Below are 17,290 nucleotides of genomic sequence, written 5' to 3' on the forward strand. Positions count from 1 at the left end.
CCCGAAGGAGCGTCCCATGTCCCAACCGTCCCTCTCCCATCGCGTCGCCATCGTCACCGGCGCCAGTTCCGGCATCGGCCGCGCAGCGGCCCTGCTTTTCGCGGAGGCCGGCGCGGCCGTCGTCGTGGGCGCACGGCGCCAAGCGGAGCTGGACCAACTCGTCGCTGCCATCACCCAGCAGGGAGGGTCGGCTGCGGCAGTGGCCGGCGACGTGCGCGACGAGGCCTACGCACAAGCGCTCGTCGCCACTGCCGTGGAGCGTTTTGGCGGCCTCGATATCGCCTTCAACAACGCGGGCACCATGGGGCCGCTGCAACCCACGCCGGACGTGCAGTCGAGCGATTGGCGCAACACCCTGGAGACCAACCTCACCAGTGCCTTCCTGGGCGCCAAGCACCAGATTCCCGCAATGCTGGCGCGCGGAGGTGGTTCAATCATCCTCACCTCCACCTTCGTGGGATATACCGCCGCATTTGCGGGCACGGCCGCGTATGCCGCGAGCAAGGCCGGCCTGATCGGCCTGACCCAGGCACTGGCCACGGAGTTCGGAGCGAAGGCCATCCGTGTGAATGCCTTGCTGCGCGGCGGCACCCTCACCCCCATGGCGCGCACCATGAACGGAACACCCGAGGCGCTGGCCCAGGTCGCCCAACTGCATGCACTCAAGCGCCTGGCGCAGCCCCGGGAGATTGCCCAGGCCGCGTTGTACCTGGCGTCCGACGCGGCATCGTTCGTCACCGGGACAGCCATGCTGGTGGATGGCGGGGTGTCCATCCAGCGGGGATGGCCGCAGCGCAGCGGCGATGGCGGCATGCCCAGCCATGGGCCTGCATGGGTTCCGCTACAATGCCCAGCTATGTTTGCCGCCCGCCCGTTCGCCCTGAACACCGCCTCTGCCGCCAAGGCACGCAAGGCTGCGCGCGCAATCACCAAAACCACGACCATTACGGGCTGATCCAGCTCCGGCATCGTCGTGCGCCCTCCCTGGCCTAGACGAGCCGGGGGCGGAAGAAAGCAGCCACCGGTCGCGTGCGTACTGTTTTTTACTTTGAAAGGGCGATGAAATGAGCAAGTTGGTAGGTTTGGTCGGCTGGCGCGGCATGGTCGGCTCGGTCCTGATGGACCGCATGGCGCAGGAAAAGGACTTCGATCTGATCGAGCCCCTGTTCTTCTCCACCTCGAACGCAGGTGGCAAGGCGCCCGCCCAGGCCAAGAACGAGACCACGCTGCAGGACGCGTTCGACATCGAACAGCTCAAGCGCTGCGACATCATCCTCACCGCACAGGGCGGCGACTACACCAACGAGGTGTACCCCAAGCTGCGCGCGGCCGGCTGGAACGGCCACTGGATCGACGCCGCCTCCGCCCTGCGCATGGAAAAGAACGCGGTCATCGTGCTCGACCCGGTGAACATGCCCGTCATCAAGAACGCACTGGCGAACGGCGGCAAGGATTGGATTGGCGGCAACTGCACCGTGTCCTGCATGCTGATGGGCGTGGGTGCGCTGTACAAGGCCGGGCTCGTCGAGTGGATGAGCACCCAGACCTACCAGGCGGCCAGCGGCGGCGGCGCGCAGCACATGCGCGAACTGCTGACGCAGTACGGCACGCTGAATGCCGAGGTGAAGGCCCTGCTCGACGATCCCAAGAGCGCCATCCTGGAAATCGACCGCAAGGTCATCGCCAAGCAGCGCAGCCTGTCGGGCGCGGAGACGGCCAATTTCGGCGTGCCGCTGGGCGGCTCACTCATCCCGTGGATCGACAAGGACCTGGGCAACGGCATGTCCAAGGAAGAGTGGAAGGGCATGGCCGAGACCAACAAGATCCTGGGCCAGGGGGAAGGCTTCAACACCGCCGCAGTGCCGGTGGACGGTTTCTGCGTGCGCGTAGGCGCCATGCGCTGCCACAGCCAAGCACTGACCTTCAAGCTCAAGAAGGATGTGCCCGTGGCCGACATCGAAGCCATGATCGCTGCCGACAACGACTGGGTGAAGGTGGTTCCCAATACGCGGGAGGCGACGCTGAAGGACCTGACTCCCGTGGCCGTCACCGGCACCATGACCATTCCCGTCGGCCGCATCCGCAAGCTGGCCATGGGTCCGGAGTATGTGGGCGCGTTCACCATCGGCGACCAGTTGCTGTGGGGCGCCGCCGAGCCGCTGCGCCGCATGCTGCGCATCCTGCTAGACGCCTGACGCAGATTCAACGCCACCTTCGGGTGGCGTTTTTTCGAGGTCATAGATTGATACGGCCCGTTACCGATCGTTGTCCATTACCAACAGGAATAAGGCCGTCCCGGCCTCTTCCCGCACCGTATAAAACGTGGCGCGACACCTCAGCTTGTCAGTGCAAAACATTGATGCTATGGTGCTTTTTACATATTTTCACGCGCCTGGGCGGCTCGATCACGACCAGAAAAATACCGCCCCCTCGGCACCATCCATCTCTTCATTCGTCGCACACATGCATCGCTGGAAATTTTCTGTCCTGGCCACCGCGGCCATCCTCTCGGCTGGTCTTTACACCACCGATGCAAGTGCTCTCGCCCTGGGCCGCGTGAATGTCCAGTCGGCGCTTGGCGAGCCCCTGCGCGCGGAAATCGAACTGCCCCAGATCACTGCTGCCGAGGCCGAATCGCTGCGCGTGAGCACCGCCAGCCCTGAAGTTTTCCGCAGCCAGGGCATGGAATATTCCCCCGCTGCGCACAGCGTGCAAGTGCAACTGCACCGCCGCACGAATGGCTCCATGGTGCTGCGCTTGAGCAGTACCCGCCCGGTCAACGATCCCTTCGTGGATTTGGTTATCGATGCGACCTGGAGTTCCGGCCATATCGTGCGTAGCTACACGATGCTGTTCGACCCGCCGGCGAGCCGCCCGCAGGCGGCGGTGACCGCCGCACCTCAGGTAACGTCACCCCGTGCCGCGGCAACTGCGCCGCGCACCCCCGCCACCACCGCGGCGCCCGCGCCTGTCGCACGCCCAGCAACCCCTCCCGCACCCGCCGTAGCCGGCCGTCCCACCCCCGCAGAGGCACCCGCGTTCGCTGGCGGTGACGAGATTCGCGTGCGCCCGGGGGATACGGCCGGCCGCATCGCGGAAGCCCATCGCCCCGCTGGCGTCTCGCTGGACCAGATGCTGGTAGCAATGATGCGCGCCAATCCGGACGCGTTCGTCAACAGCAATGTGAATCGTCTGCGTTCCGGCGCAGTGCTGCAGATGCCTAGCGAAACGGAGGCTCAAGCCACGGACGCCACCGAAGCTCGCAAGATCGTCGCTGCGCAAAGCCGCGATTTCAATGAATTCCGTCGCCGCATGGCTGCGACAGCTCCCAAGGCCGAGGTTGCGGCCGCAGAGCGCTCCGCGCGCGGCACTGTGCAGACCCAGGTGGACGAGAGCAAGCCCGCCGCTGCCGCCCCCGATAAGCTCACTCTCTCCAAAGGCAGCGTTCAGGCCCAGAAGACCGAGGAGCAGATGGCCCGCGACAAGCAGGCCGAACAGAACAGCGCCCGCATGGCGGAGCTGTCCAAGAACATCTCGGACCTGAACCAGCTCAGCGGCGCCTCCGCGCCAGCCGGCGCTGGCGCAGCTGCGCCAGGAGCCACAGCGCCTTCCGCCCCTGCCAGCCAGCCGGCGGTGGCAGTACCCGCCGCCGGGGGGTTGCCCGCGCCCGCTACCGCGGCTGCAAGCGCCGACATGAGCACTGCCACGGCAGAAGCTGCCGCGCCAGCGCCCGAGGCCTCTGCCGCCGAGGCGGCTGTTCCCGCCGAAGCAGCATCCCAGGCCTCTGCCGCAGCACCCGCTCCCGCCGCCGTGGCCCCGCGTCCAGCCCCCCAGCCCGTTCCCTACGACGAGCCCAGCTTCCTGGATGCCCTCACGGAGGACCCGCTGCTGGCAGGAGGCGCACTGGCGCTCGTACTTGCGTTGCTGGGCTATGGCGGCTACCGCGTGGTCCAAAGCCGCCGCAACCAGGGTGCCCTGGACAGTTCGTTCTCGGAAAGCAGCCTGCAGCCGGATTCTTTCTTCGGCGCCAGTGGCGGTCAGCGTGTGGATACGGCCAACAGCGAACTCACGACCGGCTCCTCGTCCATGACCTATTCGCCCAGCCAACTGGATGCCGGTGGCGATGTGGATCCGGTGGCGGAAGCCGACGTCTACCTCGCCTACGGCCGTGACCTGCAGGCGGAGGAAATTCTCAAGGAGGCGCTGCGCCACCATCCGGAGCGCGTCTCCATCCCCGCCAAACTGGCCGAGATTTATGCCAAGCGCCAGGACCGCAAGGCGCTGGAGTCCGTCGCCAACGACGTGTTCAGGCTCACCAACGGCCAGGGGCCCGACTGGACCCGCGTGTCCGACCTGGGCCGTACGCTCGACCCCGAAAATCCGCTGTACCAGCCCGGTGGCCGTCCTGCCGTTGCCGCCAGCGCCACAGCGGCCGCTGCATCGACCGCGGCCTTTGCAAGCACGCTGGGCGCAGCAACTGCTCCCGCGACACCCACGGGCGGACCGGACTCTGTGCTGCCAGACCTCGATCTGGACTTGGATCTCGACCTGCACGAAGCACCGTCGGCCCCGGCGCCAAGCACGTTTGCCATGGCCGCAGCCAACAACACCGCCGCAGCCGCGCCGGTAGTGCCGGCCGCCCAGGCGCCCGTCCCGTCCCTGGATCTGGGCGACTTGGAACTACCCCAGGCCTCCTGGGACGAGCCAGCGGTGACGCCGCAGACGACGACAGAGCCCGACGTGCAAAGCGAGTCTCTTCCGTTGAACCTGGACGATGACTTGTCCCTGATGGACTCCGGCGTCGCCCCCCTGACCAGCCGCGACGCGAAGGCCGCCACCTCGGAATCCCTGGAATTCGACCTCGGCGATCTGTCGCTGGACCTTGACACCCCCACGGCGGCCGTTCCCGTCGCGCCCTCGGTCGCCGCCAAGGCAGCGTCCTCCGCTGCCGACGCGCTGCCGGACGACCCTCTGGCCACCAAGCTCGCACTGGCGGAAGAGTTCAACACCATTGGCGACAGCGAAGGCGCGCGGGCCCTGGTGGAAGAGGTCATCGCCGAATCGTCCGGTGAGCTGAAGGCCCGCGCCCAGCGACTGCTCGCCGAACTGGGCTGATGTCCATGCGGCGGTGGGCACGCGGCCATTGCCGCGCTGACGTGCCATTGCCCTCCGAAAGGAGCATCCGATGAGGATGGCCCTGGGCGTCAGTTACAACGGCCAGGCGTACAACGGCTGGCAAAGTCAGCCCTCTGGCAACACGGTACAAGACCGTCTGGAAGCGGCCCTGGGCCGCTTTGCCACGCAGGAGGTGCACACAATCTGTGCCGGGCGCACCGACGCCGGCGTGCACGGGCTGATGCAGGTGGTGCACTTCGATACGGAACTGCAGCGTGCGCCGTTTTCATGGGTCCGCGGTACCAACACCTTCCTGCCGGCGGACATCGCCGTGCAGTGGGCGCAACCCGTTCCCGATGCCTTTCATTCCCGCGCCTGCGCCGTGGCCCGGCGCTATGCCTACGTATTGCTGCAGTCGCCCGTACGCCCCAGCGTTGATGCCGGGCGCGTGGGTTGGGTCTTTCATGCCCTCGATGAGCAGGCCATGCACAAGGCCGTGCAGCATTTGCTGGGCGAGCATGACTTCACGTCATTTCGCGCCTCGGCCTGCCAGGCCAAGTCGCCGGTGAAGACATTGCACCGCATCGACATCACACGCCGGGCTCCGCCAGCGGGCGAGTCCACCGGCACCCACGGGTGTGTCCCCTGCTACTGGCGCTTTGAATTCGAAGGCAATGCGTTCCTGCACCACATGATCCGCAACATCATGGGCTGCATCGTCGCCATCGGCCAGGGGCTGTATCCGCCCGAATGGATGCGCACGGTGCTGGAGGCGCGGTCGCGCGACGCGGCTGCTCCTACCTTTTCGCCCGATGGCCTGTACTTCCAGGGCCCGGTATACGGCGCGGAATGGGGCCTGCCGACGCGCACGGCTGCGTATGATTGGCTGCCATGAGCAGCCCGACCGCGCCACTGAGCACCCCCGTCCACTCCACCGCGCGCACACGCATCAAGATCTGCGGCCTCACGCGCGAGCAGGACGTGGACGCGGCCGTCGCCAGCGGTGCCGACGCCGTCGGCTTCGTGCTCTATCCCGCGAGCCCGCGCGCCGTCACCCCAGAGCGCGCAGCGAAACTGGCCCGGCGGCTGCCGCCCTTTGTCACGCCAGTGCTGTTGTTCGTGAATGCCCATGCTACTGATGTGATAGCTGCCTGCGCTGATGTACCGGGCGCTACAGCGCAATTCCATGGTGACGAAACGCCCGAGGACTGCCTGCGCTCCAGCGACGGGGGCCGCATTCCCTTCCTGCGCGCCGCGCGCATTCCCCTGGGCGAAGGTGCGGCACGGTTCGACCTCGTAAAATACGCCCACGATCACTCTCACGCCCGCGCCATCCTGCTCGACGCCCATGTCGAGGGCTATGGCGGCGGTGGCAAGGCATTCAATTGGTCACTCCTTCCAACAAACGTCGACTGTCATCTCGTTTTGTCTGGTGGACTCACGCCTGCAAACGTGACCGATGGCATACGGCAAGTGCGCCCGCGTTGCCGGGCGCTGGCCGTTGATGTCAGTTCCGGCGTGGAGGCCACGGGCCCCGATGGTCTGCCCCTGAAGGGGATCAAGGACGCCGGCAAAATCGACCGCTTCATCGCCGCCGTACGCGCGGCCGATGCGGCACCAGTTCCTTATTTGTAAATGCCTGCATATACCCAACCCGATGCTTCGGGCCATTTCGGCCCCTATGGCGGCAGCTTCGTCTCCGAGACGCTGACGCACGCCATCAACGAACTGCGCGAAGCCTATGCGCGCTACCAGAACGACCCGGAGTTCCTCAAGGAATTCCACTATGAGCTTGCGCACTTCGTGGGCCGCCCCTCGCCGGTTTACCACGCGGCGCGCACCAGCCGCGAGATGGGCGGCGCGCAGATCTACCTCAAGCGCGAAGACCTGAACCACACCGGCGCACACAAGATCAACAACGTGATCGGCCAGGCCATGCTCGCCAAGCGCATGGGCAAGCCGCGCATCATTGCCGAGACCGGCGCCGGCCAGCACGGCGTGGCCACCGCCACCATCTGCGCGCGCTATGGCCTGGAGTGCGTGGTGTACATGGGCGCCGAGGACGTCAAGCGCCAAAGCCCCAACGTCTACCGCATGAAGCTGCTGGGTGCCACCGTGGTGCCCGTCGAGTCGGGCAGCAAGACGCTGAAAGATGCGCTCAACGAGGCCATGCGCGACTGGGTGGCCAACGTGGACAACACCTTCTACATCATCGGCACCGTGGCAGGCCCCCACCCCTATCCCATGATGGTGCGTGACTTCCAGAGCGTGATCGGCAAGGAATGCCTCACGCAGATGCCCACCATGCTGGCCGAACAGAAGATCGCCGCCGAGCAACCCGACGCCGTCGTGGCCTGCGTGGGCGGTGGCAGCAATGCCATGGGCATCTTCCACCCCTACATCCCGTTCGAGAAAACCCGCCTGATCGGCGTGGAAGCCGCAGGCGAAGGCCTGGACAGCGGCAAGCATTCCGCGAGCCTGCAGCGCGGCTCCAGTGGCGTGCTGCACGGCAACCGCACCTTCATCCTGCAAGATGAGAATGGCCAGATCACGGAGACGCACAGCATCAGCGCCGGCCTGGACTACCCCGGCGTAGGCCCCGAGCACGCCTGGCTGCAGGAAATCAAGCGAGCCGAGTACGTGGGCATCACCGATACGGAAGCTTTGGAAGCCTTTCACTACCTGTGCCGCACCGAGGGCATCATCCCGGCCCTGGAATCCAGCCACGCCGTAGCCTACGCGCTCAAGCTCGCCAAGACCATGACGCCCCAGCAATCCATCCTCGTGAACCTGTCCGGCCGCGGCGACAAGGACATCGGCACCGTGGCCGACCTGTCTGGCGTGGACTTCTACGACCGTCCCTCCATGCGCGGGTTGACCGTCAAGGGAGGACCCGCCGCATGAGCCGCATCGCTGACACTTTTGCAGAGCTGCAGTCCAAGGGCCGCAAGGCGCTCATCCCCTACGTCACAGCAGGCTTTCCCTTCGTCGACATCACACCGGCCCTGATGCACGGCATGGTCGAGGCCGGCGCCGATGTGATCGAACTGGGCGTGCCCTTTTCCGACCCGATGGCCGACGGCCCCGTCATCCAGAAGGCGGGCGAGAAGGCCCTGGCACTGGGCGTGGGCCTGGCCCAGGTGCTGGAGATGGTGCGCAGCTTCCGCCTGCGCAACAGCACCACGCCCGTGGTGCTGATGGGCTACGCGAATCCGGTGGAGCGCTACGAGCAACGCCACGGCAAGGGCGCCTTCGCCCGCGACGCGGGCGAAGCCGGCGTGGACGGTATGCTGATCGTGGACTACCCGCCCGAGGAGTGCGAGCAGTTCGCCGCCGACCTGCGCGGCCACGGCATCGACCTGATCTTCCTGCTGGCGCCTACCTCCACGGCGAAACGCATGCAGCAGGTGGCTCGCGTAGCCAGCGGCTACGTCTACTACGTCTCGCTCAAGGGCGTGACCGGCTCCGGCGCGCTGGATACGGCCGCCGTCGAGGCCATGCTGCCGCGCATCCGCGAGCATGTGAAGGTCCCCGTCGGCGTGGGCTTTGGCATTCGCGATGCCGCCACCGCGCAGGCCATCGGCCGCGTGGCCGATGCGGTGGTCATCGGCAGCCGCATCATCCAGCTCATCGAAGACCAGCCCCATGAGAAAGTGGTCGGTATCACCGTGGACTTTCTGCGTGGGGTGCGCAAGGCGCTGGACGCATAATGACGGCCCTGCGCGCCGGCCACGGCCCGCGCGCAGCCGCGATCTGAACAGAGGAAACCTATGTCCTGGCTCGAAAAACTCCTGCCTTCCAAAATCCAGCAGACCGACCCTACCGAGCGTCGCCAGATGCCCGAGGGCCTGTGGATCAAGTGCCCGAGCTGCGAGAACGTGCTCTACAAGACTGATCTGGAGCACAACGAAAACGTCTGTCCCCAGTGCGGCCACCACCACCGCATCGGTGCCCGTGCGCGGCTCAACGCCTTTCTGGACGGCGAGGGACGCTATGAGATCGGCCAGGAAGTGCTGCCGGTCGACGCTCTCAAGTTCAAGGACAGCCGCAAGTATCCCGAACGCCTGAAAGAAGCCCTGGAGAACACCGGCGAAACCGACGCGCTCATCGTGATGGGCGGCGCGGTCAAGAGCATCAACGTCGTAGTGGCCTGCTTCGAGTTCGATTTCATGGGCGGCTCCATGGGTTCCGTGGTGGGCGAGCGCTTCGTCCGCGGCGTGGAAACCGCCATCGAGCAGAAGGTGCCCTTCATCTGCTTCACCGCCACGGGCGGCGCACGCATGCAGGAAGGCCTGCTCAGCCTGATGCAGATGGCCAAGACCAATGCGGCCCTCACCCGTTTGGCCAAGAAAGGCCTGCCCTACATCAGCGTGCTGACCGACCCTACCATGGGTGGCGTGTCGGCCGGCTTCGCCTTCGTGGGGGATATCGTGATCGCCGAGCCCAAGGCCCTGATCGGCTTTGCCGGCCCGCGCGTGATCGAATCCACCGTGCGCGTCACATTGCCCGAGGGTTTCCAGCGCGCGGAGTTCCTGCAGACCAAGGGCGCTGTGGACTTCATCTGCGACCGCCGCGAACTGCGCCAGACCGTGGCGCAATGCCTGTCCATGCTGCAGCGCCTGCCGGCCGACGCGGTAGCCTGAACCATGGACATCAAAAACAATAGCTGCTAGCGCTTGCTGGACGGGCGCTAGCAGCTATTTTTATTGAGAACAATGTCGCTACATCATGACGCTGGCCTGCAGATGCCCCAGCACGATCATCACGACCTGCAGCAGCACCAGCACCACCAGCGGCGACAGATCCACCCCCCCCAGTAGCGGCAGAACACGGCGCACGGGGCGCAACAACGGCTCGCACAGGCGGGTGATCACATCGCTGATGGGCGATCGCGTCTGCACCCACGAGAGCACGGCATAAACGATCAGCAAGCCCATCAGTCCCGACACGGCCACGCGCGCCAGGCCAAAAAGCGCCATCCACGGCAGCCAGGCCAGTCCCATCCCCCCGCCCACCAGAAGCCACAGCAGCAGATACTGGACCAGTTGCAGCAGCAGCGCCGCCGCAAGGCAAGACAGATCCCACCGCCCCGCCGACGGAACGAGCTTGCGCAGTGGCAGCACCAGCCAGTCGCTCAGGGCAAACACGAGACGGCCCACGGGATTGGCAAACGACACCCGCTGCAGCTGCATGTACAGCCGCAACAGGCAAGCCCCGGTAAGCAGGCCGCTGGCAACGTCGAGGAGAAAAGACAGAATTTGAAACATCATGGCCGATTAGCAAATAGGTCGACCCCGTTGCGGTGCGCCGCACACGGGTTCAACGTGGGATGATAGCGACGCTACGCATGCCGCCATGTCCGATCCCCTCACGCTGACCTCCCTGCCCCTGTTTCCGCTCAACACCGTGCTGTTTCCCGGTGGTGTTCTACCGCTGCGTGTGTTCGAGGTGCGTTACCTGGACATGGTGCGCAAATGCCACCGCGCGGGTGCCCCCTTCGGCGTCGTGGCCCTGGCCCGCGGCCATGAGGTGCGCCAGGCGGGCGCCCTGCCGGAAAGCCTGTACAGCGTCGGCACATTGGCCATGATCGAGCATTTAGAAGAACTGCAAGCGGGGCTGATGCACGTACGTTGCCGGGGGATCGCCCGCTTTCGTGTCGTGCGCAAACAACTGCTGCCCCACGGGCTGTGGACCGCCAATGTGGAACAGATCCCTTGCGACACGCCGGTCCAAGTTCCCCCAGACTTGCAGCGTGCAGCTAGCACACTGACGCAGGTGTTGTCGTCATTGCGCGAGCAGGCGGCAGGAGCAGCCGGGGGACCAGCCGCACACGCACAGCCCTCACGCACAGATCTCCAAGACTGCGGTTGGCTTGCCAATCGCTGGTGCGAGTTATTGCCCATTCCGTTGGAACTCAAGCAGCAGCTCATGCAACTGGACAACCCGCTGGTGCGGCTGGAGCTGGTGAGTGACATCCTGGAACGTACCGGCATTTCTGGCTAGCGTTGCATGCAGGCCAAACTGAAGGTGATGCAAGTGATCACCAAGGGCGAACGAGGAGGTGCCCAGACCCATGTGCGCACCTTGTGCCAGGCTCTGGCCTCCCGCATCCATTTCAGCGCTGTCATTGGCGGCACGGGTCCCACGCCGCTCGAAAGCGACCTACACACGCTGGGACTACCGATTTACCGCCTGCCAAGCCTGCGCAATTCGCTGGCGCCCTGGCATCTGTTCCGTTCGGTACTGCAACTGCGCGCCCTGATCCGCGAGCACGAACCCGACATATTGCACGCGCACAGCGCCGTATCGGGCGTAGTCGCACGCCTGGCGGGCAGACTGTGCCGCAAGCCCGTGATCTACACAGTGCATGGCTTCGCTTTCAAACCCGAAGTACCCCGGGTACGCCGCACAGTGGCGTGGTGCTGTGAATGGTTGCTGGCGCGTTGGACGGAGCACATGGTGTGTGTATCGCAGCACGAGCGACAACTTGCCCGAGGTTTGCCGATTCGCGCTGACCGGCTGACCGTCGTACCCAATGCCATAGAAAACAATAGCCAGCGCGCTCAGCCTGGGCTGGAACCCGTGCGCGTTGCCATGGTAGCCCGGCTGGCCGCACCCAAGCGCCCCGACCTGCTCCTGCATGCCCTGGTCCGGCTGCGCGATGGCCTGGGGCATGAGGTAGCGGCCAGCATCATCGGCGATGGCCCGGATCGCACGGCCTTGCAGGCGCTGGCATCCGGGTTGGGCTTATTTCAAGTGAGTTTTGTGGGCGACGTGGATGACGTGCCCCAGCGCCTCGCACAGCACCACCTTTTCGTGCTGCTGTCTGACCACGAAGGTCTTCCCATCTCCGTGATCGAAGCCATGCGGGCGGGGCTGCCCGTCGTGGTCAGTCGGCTACCTGGGATGGCGGAATTGCTCCCCTCCGAACAATACGGATTCCTGGTGTCCAATGACGTGGAGGCCATCGCTCAAGCCATGGAGCGCCTAATCCGCAGCCCCGCGCTGCGCGAGCACATGGGCCGAATGGCCCGCCGCCATTACGAAGAACATCATGCCCCGGAACGCATGGCGTCGGCCATACTCTCCATCTACACCCAGGTCCGTGCATGACCCAGCCTGTTGTCACCTCCCGACCCTGCGCCGAACCCGACCCGGCACGGCGTGATGGCGCGCTGCTGTGGTGGAGCCTGCTCGGCCTGTTGCCTCAAGCGCTGGGTTACGCCATAGCGCACAAGATGCAACACGCAGGCTGGGTCACACCGCTGTTCCCCGCCACCGTGCTGTGGTGTGCGGTGTCCTACCTGTTGGCAACACGCTGGCTGCACCAGGGCGCCCATCTACCGCCGCGGGAGCAGGGTGGCTTTTTGCTGGTGGTGATCACGGTGGCCTTTCTGCTCACCCCGTTGGGCTTTGCACTGCTGCAAGCGCCCTATTCGCGCGGCGCCGTATTGATGGCCTACATGCTGGCCTTGGCTTGGCTGCTGTGCGGGCATGCGCTGTGGGGGACCCGCCGTACGCTGCACCTGGCCTACGTGGATGCCGACTTACCCTACGTCCTGCGCCAAATGCTGCGCCCGCAGGAGCAAGGCGATGACCGACTGCGCCTGACCAGCTGGGTGGCCGGACTACCAGCGCGAAAACAGCGCGCAGCCGTGGACGGTGTGGTGCTAGACCGGCTGGCTGATCCCGACCCGCAACGCCAACAGTGGATCAGCGAGCTCAAACTCCAGCGCATCCCTCTCTACAGCGCAGAAGCGGCAGCGGAAATGCTGTCGGGCCGCAAAATCACCGGGACGCTGGGCGAGCAAGATCTATGGCAACTGACCAATTACCCTGCTTACGACATCGCCAAGCGCATGCTGGACTTGGGCCTGACCCTCATCATGGTGCCGCTATGGGTTCCGCTGTGTATGGCCGCGGGGCTGGCAGTGAAGTTCGATTCACCCGGCCCCATGTTGTACTCGCAGCAGCGCATGGGTCGCCACGGACGCAGCTTCCGCATATGGAAGCTGCGCAGCATGCGTCACGAGCCTGCCAGCCACATCGTTCAGTTCGCCAAACAGCAGGACGACCGTATCACGTCAGTTGGCCGCTTCATCCGCCGCACGCGGCTCGATGAACTACCCCAGCTCTGGAACGTACTGCGCGGAGAAATGAGCCTGATCGGCCCGCGTCCCGAGCAGGCAGAGTTCGCGCACAACTTTGCCGCAGCCATGCCCGCCTACCCCTACCGCCACTTGATGCGCCCCGGTCTCACGGGCTGGGCGCAGGTGCAGCATGGCTATACCGATAGCGCCGAGCAGACCGCTATCAAGCTGAGCTATGACCTGTATTACGTGACGCACTGCTCCATGGCTCTGGATCTGCTCATTGCCTACAAGACGGTGCACACGGTGCTCACAGGTTTCGGAGCGCGCTAGTTGTCAACGTGCCTTCACTCGCGCAACCAGCACATCCGCCAACAACGGCCTGCGCACTGCCAGCCGATGCAACAGGCGTCCCTTCATCGTCCCCGGCGCCGCCACCTGGCAGCTGTGCAGTTCGGCGCCCACTAGCCCTGCATCCGCCAGCACCTTCAGTAGTGTGAAGGGTGAAAACCACGCCCGATGGTCGGTGTTGACATGCTCCACCCCGCACACGCCGTGAAGCGCATTGCGCAGGGACAACGCATTGGGCACACTGACGACGAACTCCGCCTCTGGCAGGCACTGCGCCAGCCGCCGCAGGAACGCGGCGGGGTCAGGCAGGTGTTCAATTACATCAGGCACCAGCACCATGTCGGGCGCACACCGGGCCAGCACCTGCGGGGCCTCGGGAGCGAACACGTCGAGCTGCTGCACGTGGTCAAAACCCAGGCTGCGCGCCGTGTCCACAGCGGTGGCGTTGATGTCGATACCATGGCAGATCCGTGCGTTGCGGCTGAGAAGCGCGTGCAACCAACTGCCATCGGAGGCGCGACGTGCAATCAGTGGTGCATGGTCGGCAAAGCCCACATGCAGCACGCACTGCTGCGCGACCCAGCCGGCCAGCAAATCACCGCGTGGCTGGGCATGTCCGATAATCCCCGGCCTGAAAGGCAAATCGTCGCTGAAAGCCTCGCCCAGCAAATAGGTTTCAATGTGTGGCATCGTGCGATTATTGGCGCGCCCTCCACCAGAATGCACACGCGCTACATCCTGTTGTTGCAAGAAGACATGGCCGTTGGCGGTATTCACACCGCCACACAGACGCTGGCGAATGCACTGCGGTGCGCAGGCCAGATACCGGTCGCCTTGGCCCTGCGCAATACGCACATCGGAGCGCTTCTGCGTGCCGTTTGGCGGGCCGACATCATCGTAGCCACGAACGGCTTTCTGCCGTCCTATGCAGCCTGGCTGCTGGGCATGCTGCTGCGCCGGCCCGTGGTGGCATGGCTTCACGGCCCCACGCAGGAGGTGCTGGAGCACGCCCATGCCAGTGCTGCCAAACGCGCCTGGCTGCGCTGGCTGTATCGCCGACTACGCTGGGTGGTGTTCGTCTCAGCCCACACACGCGACTCGTTCCTTGAATTCACGGGCGGTGCAGCGGCAGGGCAACGCCTGGAGGTGATTCCTAACGCCCATCCTGATTGGCAGCCCGCGCCAATGGGCGCGTCACCGCAATACCTGGGTTTCGTGGGTAGGCTTGCGCCGGAGAAGCAGCCCGAATTGCTGGTGCAGATGCTGCGCTTGCTGCCGACTACTTATCGGCTTTGCATGGTAGGCGATGGCCCTTCACAACCGGCACTGCGTGCAGCCGGTGCTGACCTGCAGCAAGTCGGCCGGCTGGAGTTGCGCCCTTTTCACCTCGTACAGGCCACGGTGTACGCCCCATGGCAAGTTACCGTGCTCGCATCGCTCTACGAAGGCTGCCCCATGGCAGCGCTGGAATCGCTGGCCGCTGGCAGGCCCTGCGTAGGCCTGCCTATCCCCGCGCTGCGCGAAATGTTGGGGCCAGACATGCCCTATGCGCTGGCCCACGACTGCAGCGCGGCTGCGCTCGCTCGCGCCGTGCAAACCGTGTGCGCCATGCCACCCGAACAACTGGCGCACGACATGGCCCAGGTGCTGCGCCGCTACAGTCCTGAGCGCTTTTCGCATAACTGGCAACGCGTGCTGCAGGAGGCGGCGTGCTGATCCACTTCATTCACCCCGGCAGCGCTTACCTGCCCGAACTGGCGGCATATGGCGACTTCCTTGCGGCGCTGGGGCACAGCGCGCAGGTGCATTCCCGCCCTGCGAGCGTGCCTGCAGATGCGGTCATCTGTTGGTGGATGTGCGGCCGCGTGCCGCACGACGCGGCGCGGCGGCTCAGCCATGCCTTTCACATCCATGAATACGCATCGGCTTCAGTGCCGCCCTGGCCCAAGGTCAAGGACCGGGCCAAGCGCGCCCTGCAGCCCGTGCCGCAGTACCGCCTTTTCCAGAATACCTGGGTGCGCGATCGGCTGGGATTTTCCGACGGCGTGCCGTACGAGTTCCGTGACATGGGCGTGGAGCCATCCTTTCTTGCCACGTGTGCGAGACGGGCTGCGCCCGAGTTCGACGGAGTCTATCTGGGGGACATGCAACGCCTGCGGCAGTTTGTGCCACTCTTGACCGCACTACAACAGGCAGGCCAGCGCACTCTGCTGATTGGCGAGCCGCCTGTCGATCTGCGTAAAACACTGCACACCTTGGGGCACGTCACGGGTCGCGTTCCGCACGGTCAGGTACCCACCCTGCTGCGCCGCGCGCGCTACGGACTGAACCTGGTTCCTAACCAATTGCCGTACAGCCAACAGACGTCCACCAAACTCATCGAATACTGCGCGGCAGGTTTGCCAGTGGTCAGCACCGACTACGACTGGGTGCGGGCCTTCGAAGCGCGGCACGGAGCGCGCTTTGCCTACCTGCCCATACCAGACATGGCTGGCTGCGTGGTGCCTGATGTATCCACACTGGCATGGCCGCGCGTACTTGAACGACTGGCACTCTGGCGCCGCCTGGGGCTGTGCCCGTGAACCGCACCTCGCTGCTGATGGCCGGAGCCAGCCTGATCGCGCTGATCGCACAAGCGCTCATGGGTGCGGCCATGCTCCACTTCTTCACGCCCACGGCGGCAGGCCACTTCGCCGTCGTAGCACAAGTGGCGTTTTTCTGGGTCACGCTGGCACTGGCACAAAGCCCACTTCAGTTCCTTGCCGACGCACACCTGCCCCCACAGCGGGCGCTTCGTGCTGCTCTGCGCGCCAGCCTGTTGCGCTGGATACTGCTGCTGCCCCTGGTGGCCGCAGCCCTATGGTGGTCGGATCCCGTCCTCCCTTTGGCCACCGTGGTGGCCTGGGCCGGGCTGCTAGCGCTGTTGCAAATGGGCTGGTACCTGGCCCAGCCCTGGGTATTGCGCACGGCATCACCGATGTCCGCCGCCTGCGTACGCACAGCCCCCCCCTTGCTGGCGCTGGCGCTGGCCGCCGGGCTGGGTATGCGTGGAAGCGCTGACAACGCCACCGGCCTACTGGCCGCGGCGGCGTGCGGCTATGCAGTGGGGGCGCTCTGGTTGCTTCACGGTAGCCGCACCGACCATCCACCTCAATCCGCAGCAAGGCAATCCGACGGCCGCAGCGCTCTCTTGCGCATGGCGCACGCGGTAATGGATGCCGTGGCCGGCGTAGCTCTGGTGTTGGCCTGGCAGCGGCAGCATGGCACGGCGGACGCCAGCTATCTGGCAGTGCTGCTACGGCTGTTCGGCTTAATGCCCGCCATCGTGCACGCGGCTTGGTCACAAGTGCTGCTGGCACAAGCGCGGCCCTCACGCTTGAAGTCGCTGGGCGTAGGGATGGGAGCTGCCCTGGTCACAGGGCTGATCGGTCTGGGGAGCGCCGCCGTACTGCAGACCACACTGCTGGCGCCTCCATGGCAGGGCCTGCTGCCCTATATCCTGCCCATCATGCTGTGGCAGGGTAGCGCATGCATCTTCGCGGCACTGAGCCATCGGCCCTTCCAGCAGGGACTGGCGCGCCGCTACTCATTGCTGACCATAGGTTTCAATATCATGCAGATAATGGTGCTGCTCGCCCCCCTGGGTTGGACGCCGCAGGTGCACCTGTGGTGGCTCGCCGGCCTTTGCACCACTGGGCTGCTGATGCTGTCGGCCTGGATGGCAAAATAGAGGG

The 17,290-nt window shown here is 65.3% G+C and carries 15 protein-coding genes and 1 pseudogene; 14 read left to right on the forward strand and 2 right to left on the reverse strand.

The annotated features are described in order from the left end of the window. Positions 1-16: 16 nt before the first annotated feature. From PCQ86_RS14840 to accD, 8 genes and pseudogenes are all read left to right on the forward strand, one after another. Positions 17-784, forward strand: a pseudogene (locus PCQ86_RS14840) (SDR family oxidoreductase); the annotation flags it as partial. 280 nt (positions 785-1,064) lie between these two features. After that, on the forward strand, positions 1,065-2,195 hold the full coding sequence (gene asd / locus PCQ86_RS14845; RefSeq protein WP_015913943.1) for an aspartate-semialdehyde dehydrogenase: 1,131 nt from the start codon (positions 1,065-1,067) through the stop codon (positions 2,193-2,195). 268 nt (positions 2,196-2,463) lie between these two features. Further along, positions 2,464-5,115, forward strand: coding sequence for a FimV/HubP family polar landmark protein (locus tag PCQ86_RS14850; RefSeq protein ID WP_270174089.1), 2,652 nt, complete (start codon positions 2,464-2,466; stop codon positions 5,113-5,115). 70 nt (positions 5,116-5,185) lie between these two features. Then, positions 5,186-6,010 carry a tRNA pseudouridine(38-40) synthase TruA gene (truA, locus tag PCQ86_RS14855; RefSeq protein ID WP_220637788.1) on the forward strand — a complete coding sequence of 275 codons (825 nt, stop codon included), beginning with the start codon at positions 5,186-5,188 and terminating at the stop codon, positions 6,008-6,010. Further along, positions 6,007-6,750: a phosphoribosylanthranilate isomerase gene (locus PCQ86_RS14860; RefSeq protein ID WP_270174090.1), complete on the forward strand. Its 744-nt coding sequence runs from the start codon at positions 6,007-6,009 to the stop codon at positions 6,748-6,750. Before truA ends, PCQ86_RS14860 begins: the two co-directional genes overlap by 4 nt. Then, positions 6,751-8,019: a tryptophan synthase subunit beta gene (gene trpB / locus PCQ86_RS14865; protein ID WP_011806360.1), complete on the forward strand. Its 1,269-nt coding sequence runs from the start codon at positions 6,751-6,753 to the stop codon at positions 8,017-8,019. After that, positions 8,016-8,825: a tryptophan synthase subunit alpha gene (gene trpA, locus PCQ86_RS14870; protein WP_270174091.1), complete on the forward strand. Its 810-nt coding sequence runs from the start codon at positions 8,016-8,018 to the stop codon at positions 8,823-8,825. Before trpB ends, trpA begins: the two co-directional genes overlap by 4 nt. 60 nt (positions 8,826-8,885) lie before the next feature. Beyond that, on the forward strand, positions 8,886-9,758 hold the full coding sequence (accD, locus tag PCQ86_RS14875; protein ID WP_088886263.1) for an acetyl-CoA carboxylase, carboxyltransferase subunit beta: 873 nt from the start codon (positions 8,886-8,888) through the stop codon (positions 9,756-9,758). Between the two features lie 78 nt (positions 9,759-9,836). Here accD and PCQ86_RS14880 read toward each other — a convergent pair whose 3' ends face one another. Continuing rightward, positions 9,837-10,385: a YggT family protein gene (locus PCQ86_RS14880; RefSeq protein WP_270174092.1), complete on the reverse strand. Its 549-nt coding sequence runs from the start codon at positions 10,383-10,385 to the stop codon at positions 9,837-9,839. Between the two features lie 85 nt (positions 10,386-10,470). On the opposite strand from PCQ86_RS14880, the gene PCQ86_RS14885 reads away from it, so the two are divergent. From PCQ86_RS14885 to PCQ86_RS14895, 3 genes are read left to right on the forward strand one after another with little or no spacing between them, the layout of a single operon-like run. Continuing rightward, entirely contained in the window at positions 10,471-11,118 is a 648-nt protein-coding gene (locus tag PCQ86_RS14885) for an LON peptidase substrate-binding domain-containing protein (RefSeq protein WP_270174093.1), read from the forward strand. Positions 11,119-11,124: 6 nt separating this feature from the next. Beyond that, on the forward strand, positions 11,125-12,228 hold the full coding sequence (locus PCQ86_RS14890; protein WP_270174094.1) for a glycosyltransferase family 4 protein: 1,104 nt from the start codon (positions 11,125-11,127) through the stop codon (positions 12,226-12,228). Next, complete coding sequence (locus tag PCQ86_RS14895) at positions 12,225-13,538, forward strand: exopolysaccharide biosynthesis polyprenyl glycosylphosphotransferase (RefSeq protein WP_270174095.1); 1,314 nt, start codon at positions 12,225-12,227, stop codon at positions 13,536-13,538. The genes PCQ86_RS14890 and PCQ86_RS14895 overlap by 4 nt, the downstream gene beginning before the upstream one ends. Before the next feature lie 3 nt (positions 13,539-13,541). Here PCQ86_RS14895 and PCQ86_RS14900 read toward each other — a convergent pair whose 3' ends face one another. Then, a complete protein-coding gene (locus PCQ86_RS14900) occupies positions 13,542-14,411 on the reverse strand; it encodes a class I SAM-dependent methyltransferase (RefSeq protein WP_270174096.1) in 870 nt (289 codons plus the stop codon). On the opposite strand from PCQ86_RS14900, the gene PCQ86_RS14905 reads away from it, so the two are divergent. From PCQ86_RS14905 to PCQ86_RS14915, 3 genes are read left to right on the forward strand one after another with little or no spacing between them, the layout of a single operon-like run. After that, positions 14,391-15,272, forward strand: coding sequence for a glycosyltransferase family 4 protein (locus PCQ86_RS14905; RefSeq protein ID WP_270174097.1), 882 nt, complete (start codon positions 14,391-14,393; stop codon positions 15,270-15,272). The two genes, PCQ86_RS14900 and PCQ86_RS14905, sit on opposite strands and share 21 nt — an antisense overlap. Next, entirely contained in the window at positions 15,266-16,138 is an 873-nt protein-coding gene (locus PCQ86_RS14910; RefSeq protein ID WP_270174098.1) for a glycosyltransferase family protein, read from the forward strand. The genes PCQ86_RS14905 and PCQ86_RS14910 overlap by 7 nt, the downstream gene beginning before the upstream one ends. Continuing rightward, a complete protein-coding gene (locus PCQ86_RS14915; protein ID WP_270174099.1) occupies positions 16,135-17,286 on the forward strand; it encodes a hypothetical protein in 1,152 nt (383 codons plus the stop codon). Before PCQ86_RS14910 ends, PCQ86_RS14915 begins: the two co-directional genes overlap by 4 nt. Positions 17,287-17,290 lie beyond the last annotated feature (4 nt).

Source organism: Diaphorobacter sp. ED-3 (genome assembly GCF_027625375.1).
GTDB lineage: Bacteria > Pseudomonadota > Gammaproteobacteria > Burkholderiales > Burkholderiaceae_C > Diaphorobacter > Diaphorobacter nitroreducens.

Bases quoted from the DNA above. Each gene is read 5' to 3' on its own strand.
- trpB (WP_011806360.1), top strand. From the start codon at position 6,751: ATGCCTGCATATACCCAACCCGATGCTTCGGGCCATTTCGGCCCCTAT.
- asd (WP_015913943.1), top strand. From the start codon at position 1,065: ATGAGCAAGTTGGTAGGTTTGGTCGGCTGGCGCGGCATGGTCGGCTCG.
- accD (WP_088886263.1), top strand. From the start codon at position 8,886: ATGTCCTGGCTCGAAAAACTCCTGCCTTCCAAAATCCAGCAGACCGAC.
- truA (WP_220637788.1), top strand. From the start codon at position 5,186: ATGAGGATGGCCCTGGGCGTCAGTTACAACGGCCAGGCGTACAACGGC.
- PCQ86_RS14885 (WP_270174093.1), top strand. From the start codon at position 10,471: ATGTCCGATCCCCTCACGCTGACCTCCCTGCCCCTGTTTCCGCTCAAC.
- PCQ86_RS14895 (WP_270174095.1), top strand. From the start codon at position 12,225: ATGACCCAGCCTGTTGTCACCTCCCGACCCTGCGCCGAACCCGACCCG.
- PCQ86_RS14850 (WP_270174089.1), top strand. From the start codon at position 2,464: ATGCATCGCTGGAAATTTTCTGTCCTGGCCACCGCGGCCATCCTCTCG.
- PCQ86_RS14880 (WP_270174092.1), bottom strand. From the start codon at position 10,385: ATGATGTTTCAAATTCTGTCTTTTCTCCTCGACGTTGCCAGCGGCCTG.
- trpA (WP_270174091.1), top strand. From the start codon at position 8,016: ATGAGCCGCATCGCTGACACTTTTGCAGAGCTGCAGTCCAAGGGCCGC.
- PCQ86_RS14890 (WP_270174094.1), top strand. From the start codon at position 11,125: ATGCAGGCCAAACTGAAGGTGATGCAAGTGATCACCAAGGGCGAACGA.
- PCQ86_RS14860 (WP_270174090.1), top strand. From the start codon at position 6,007: ATGAGCAGCCCGACCGCGCCACTGAGCACCCCCGTCCACTCCACCGCG.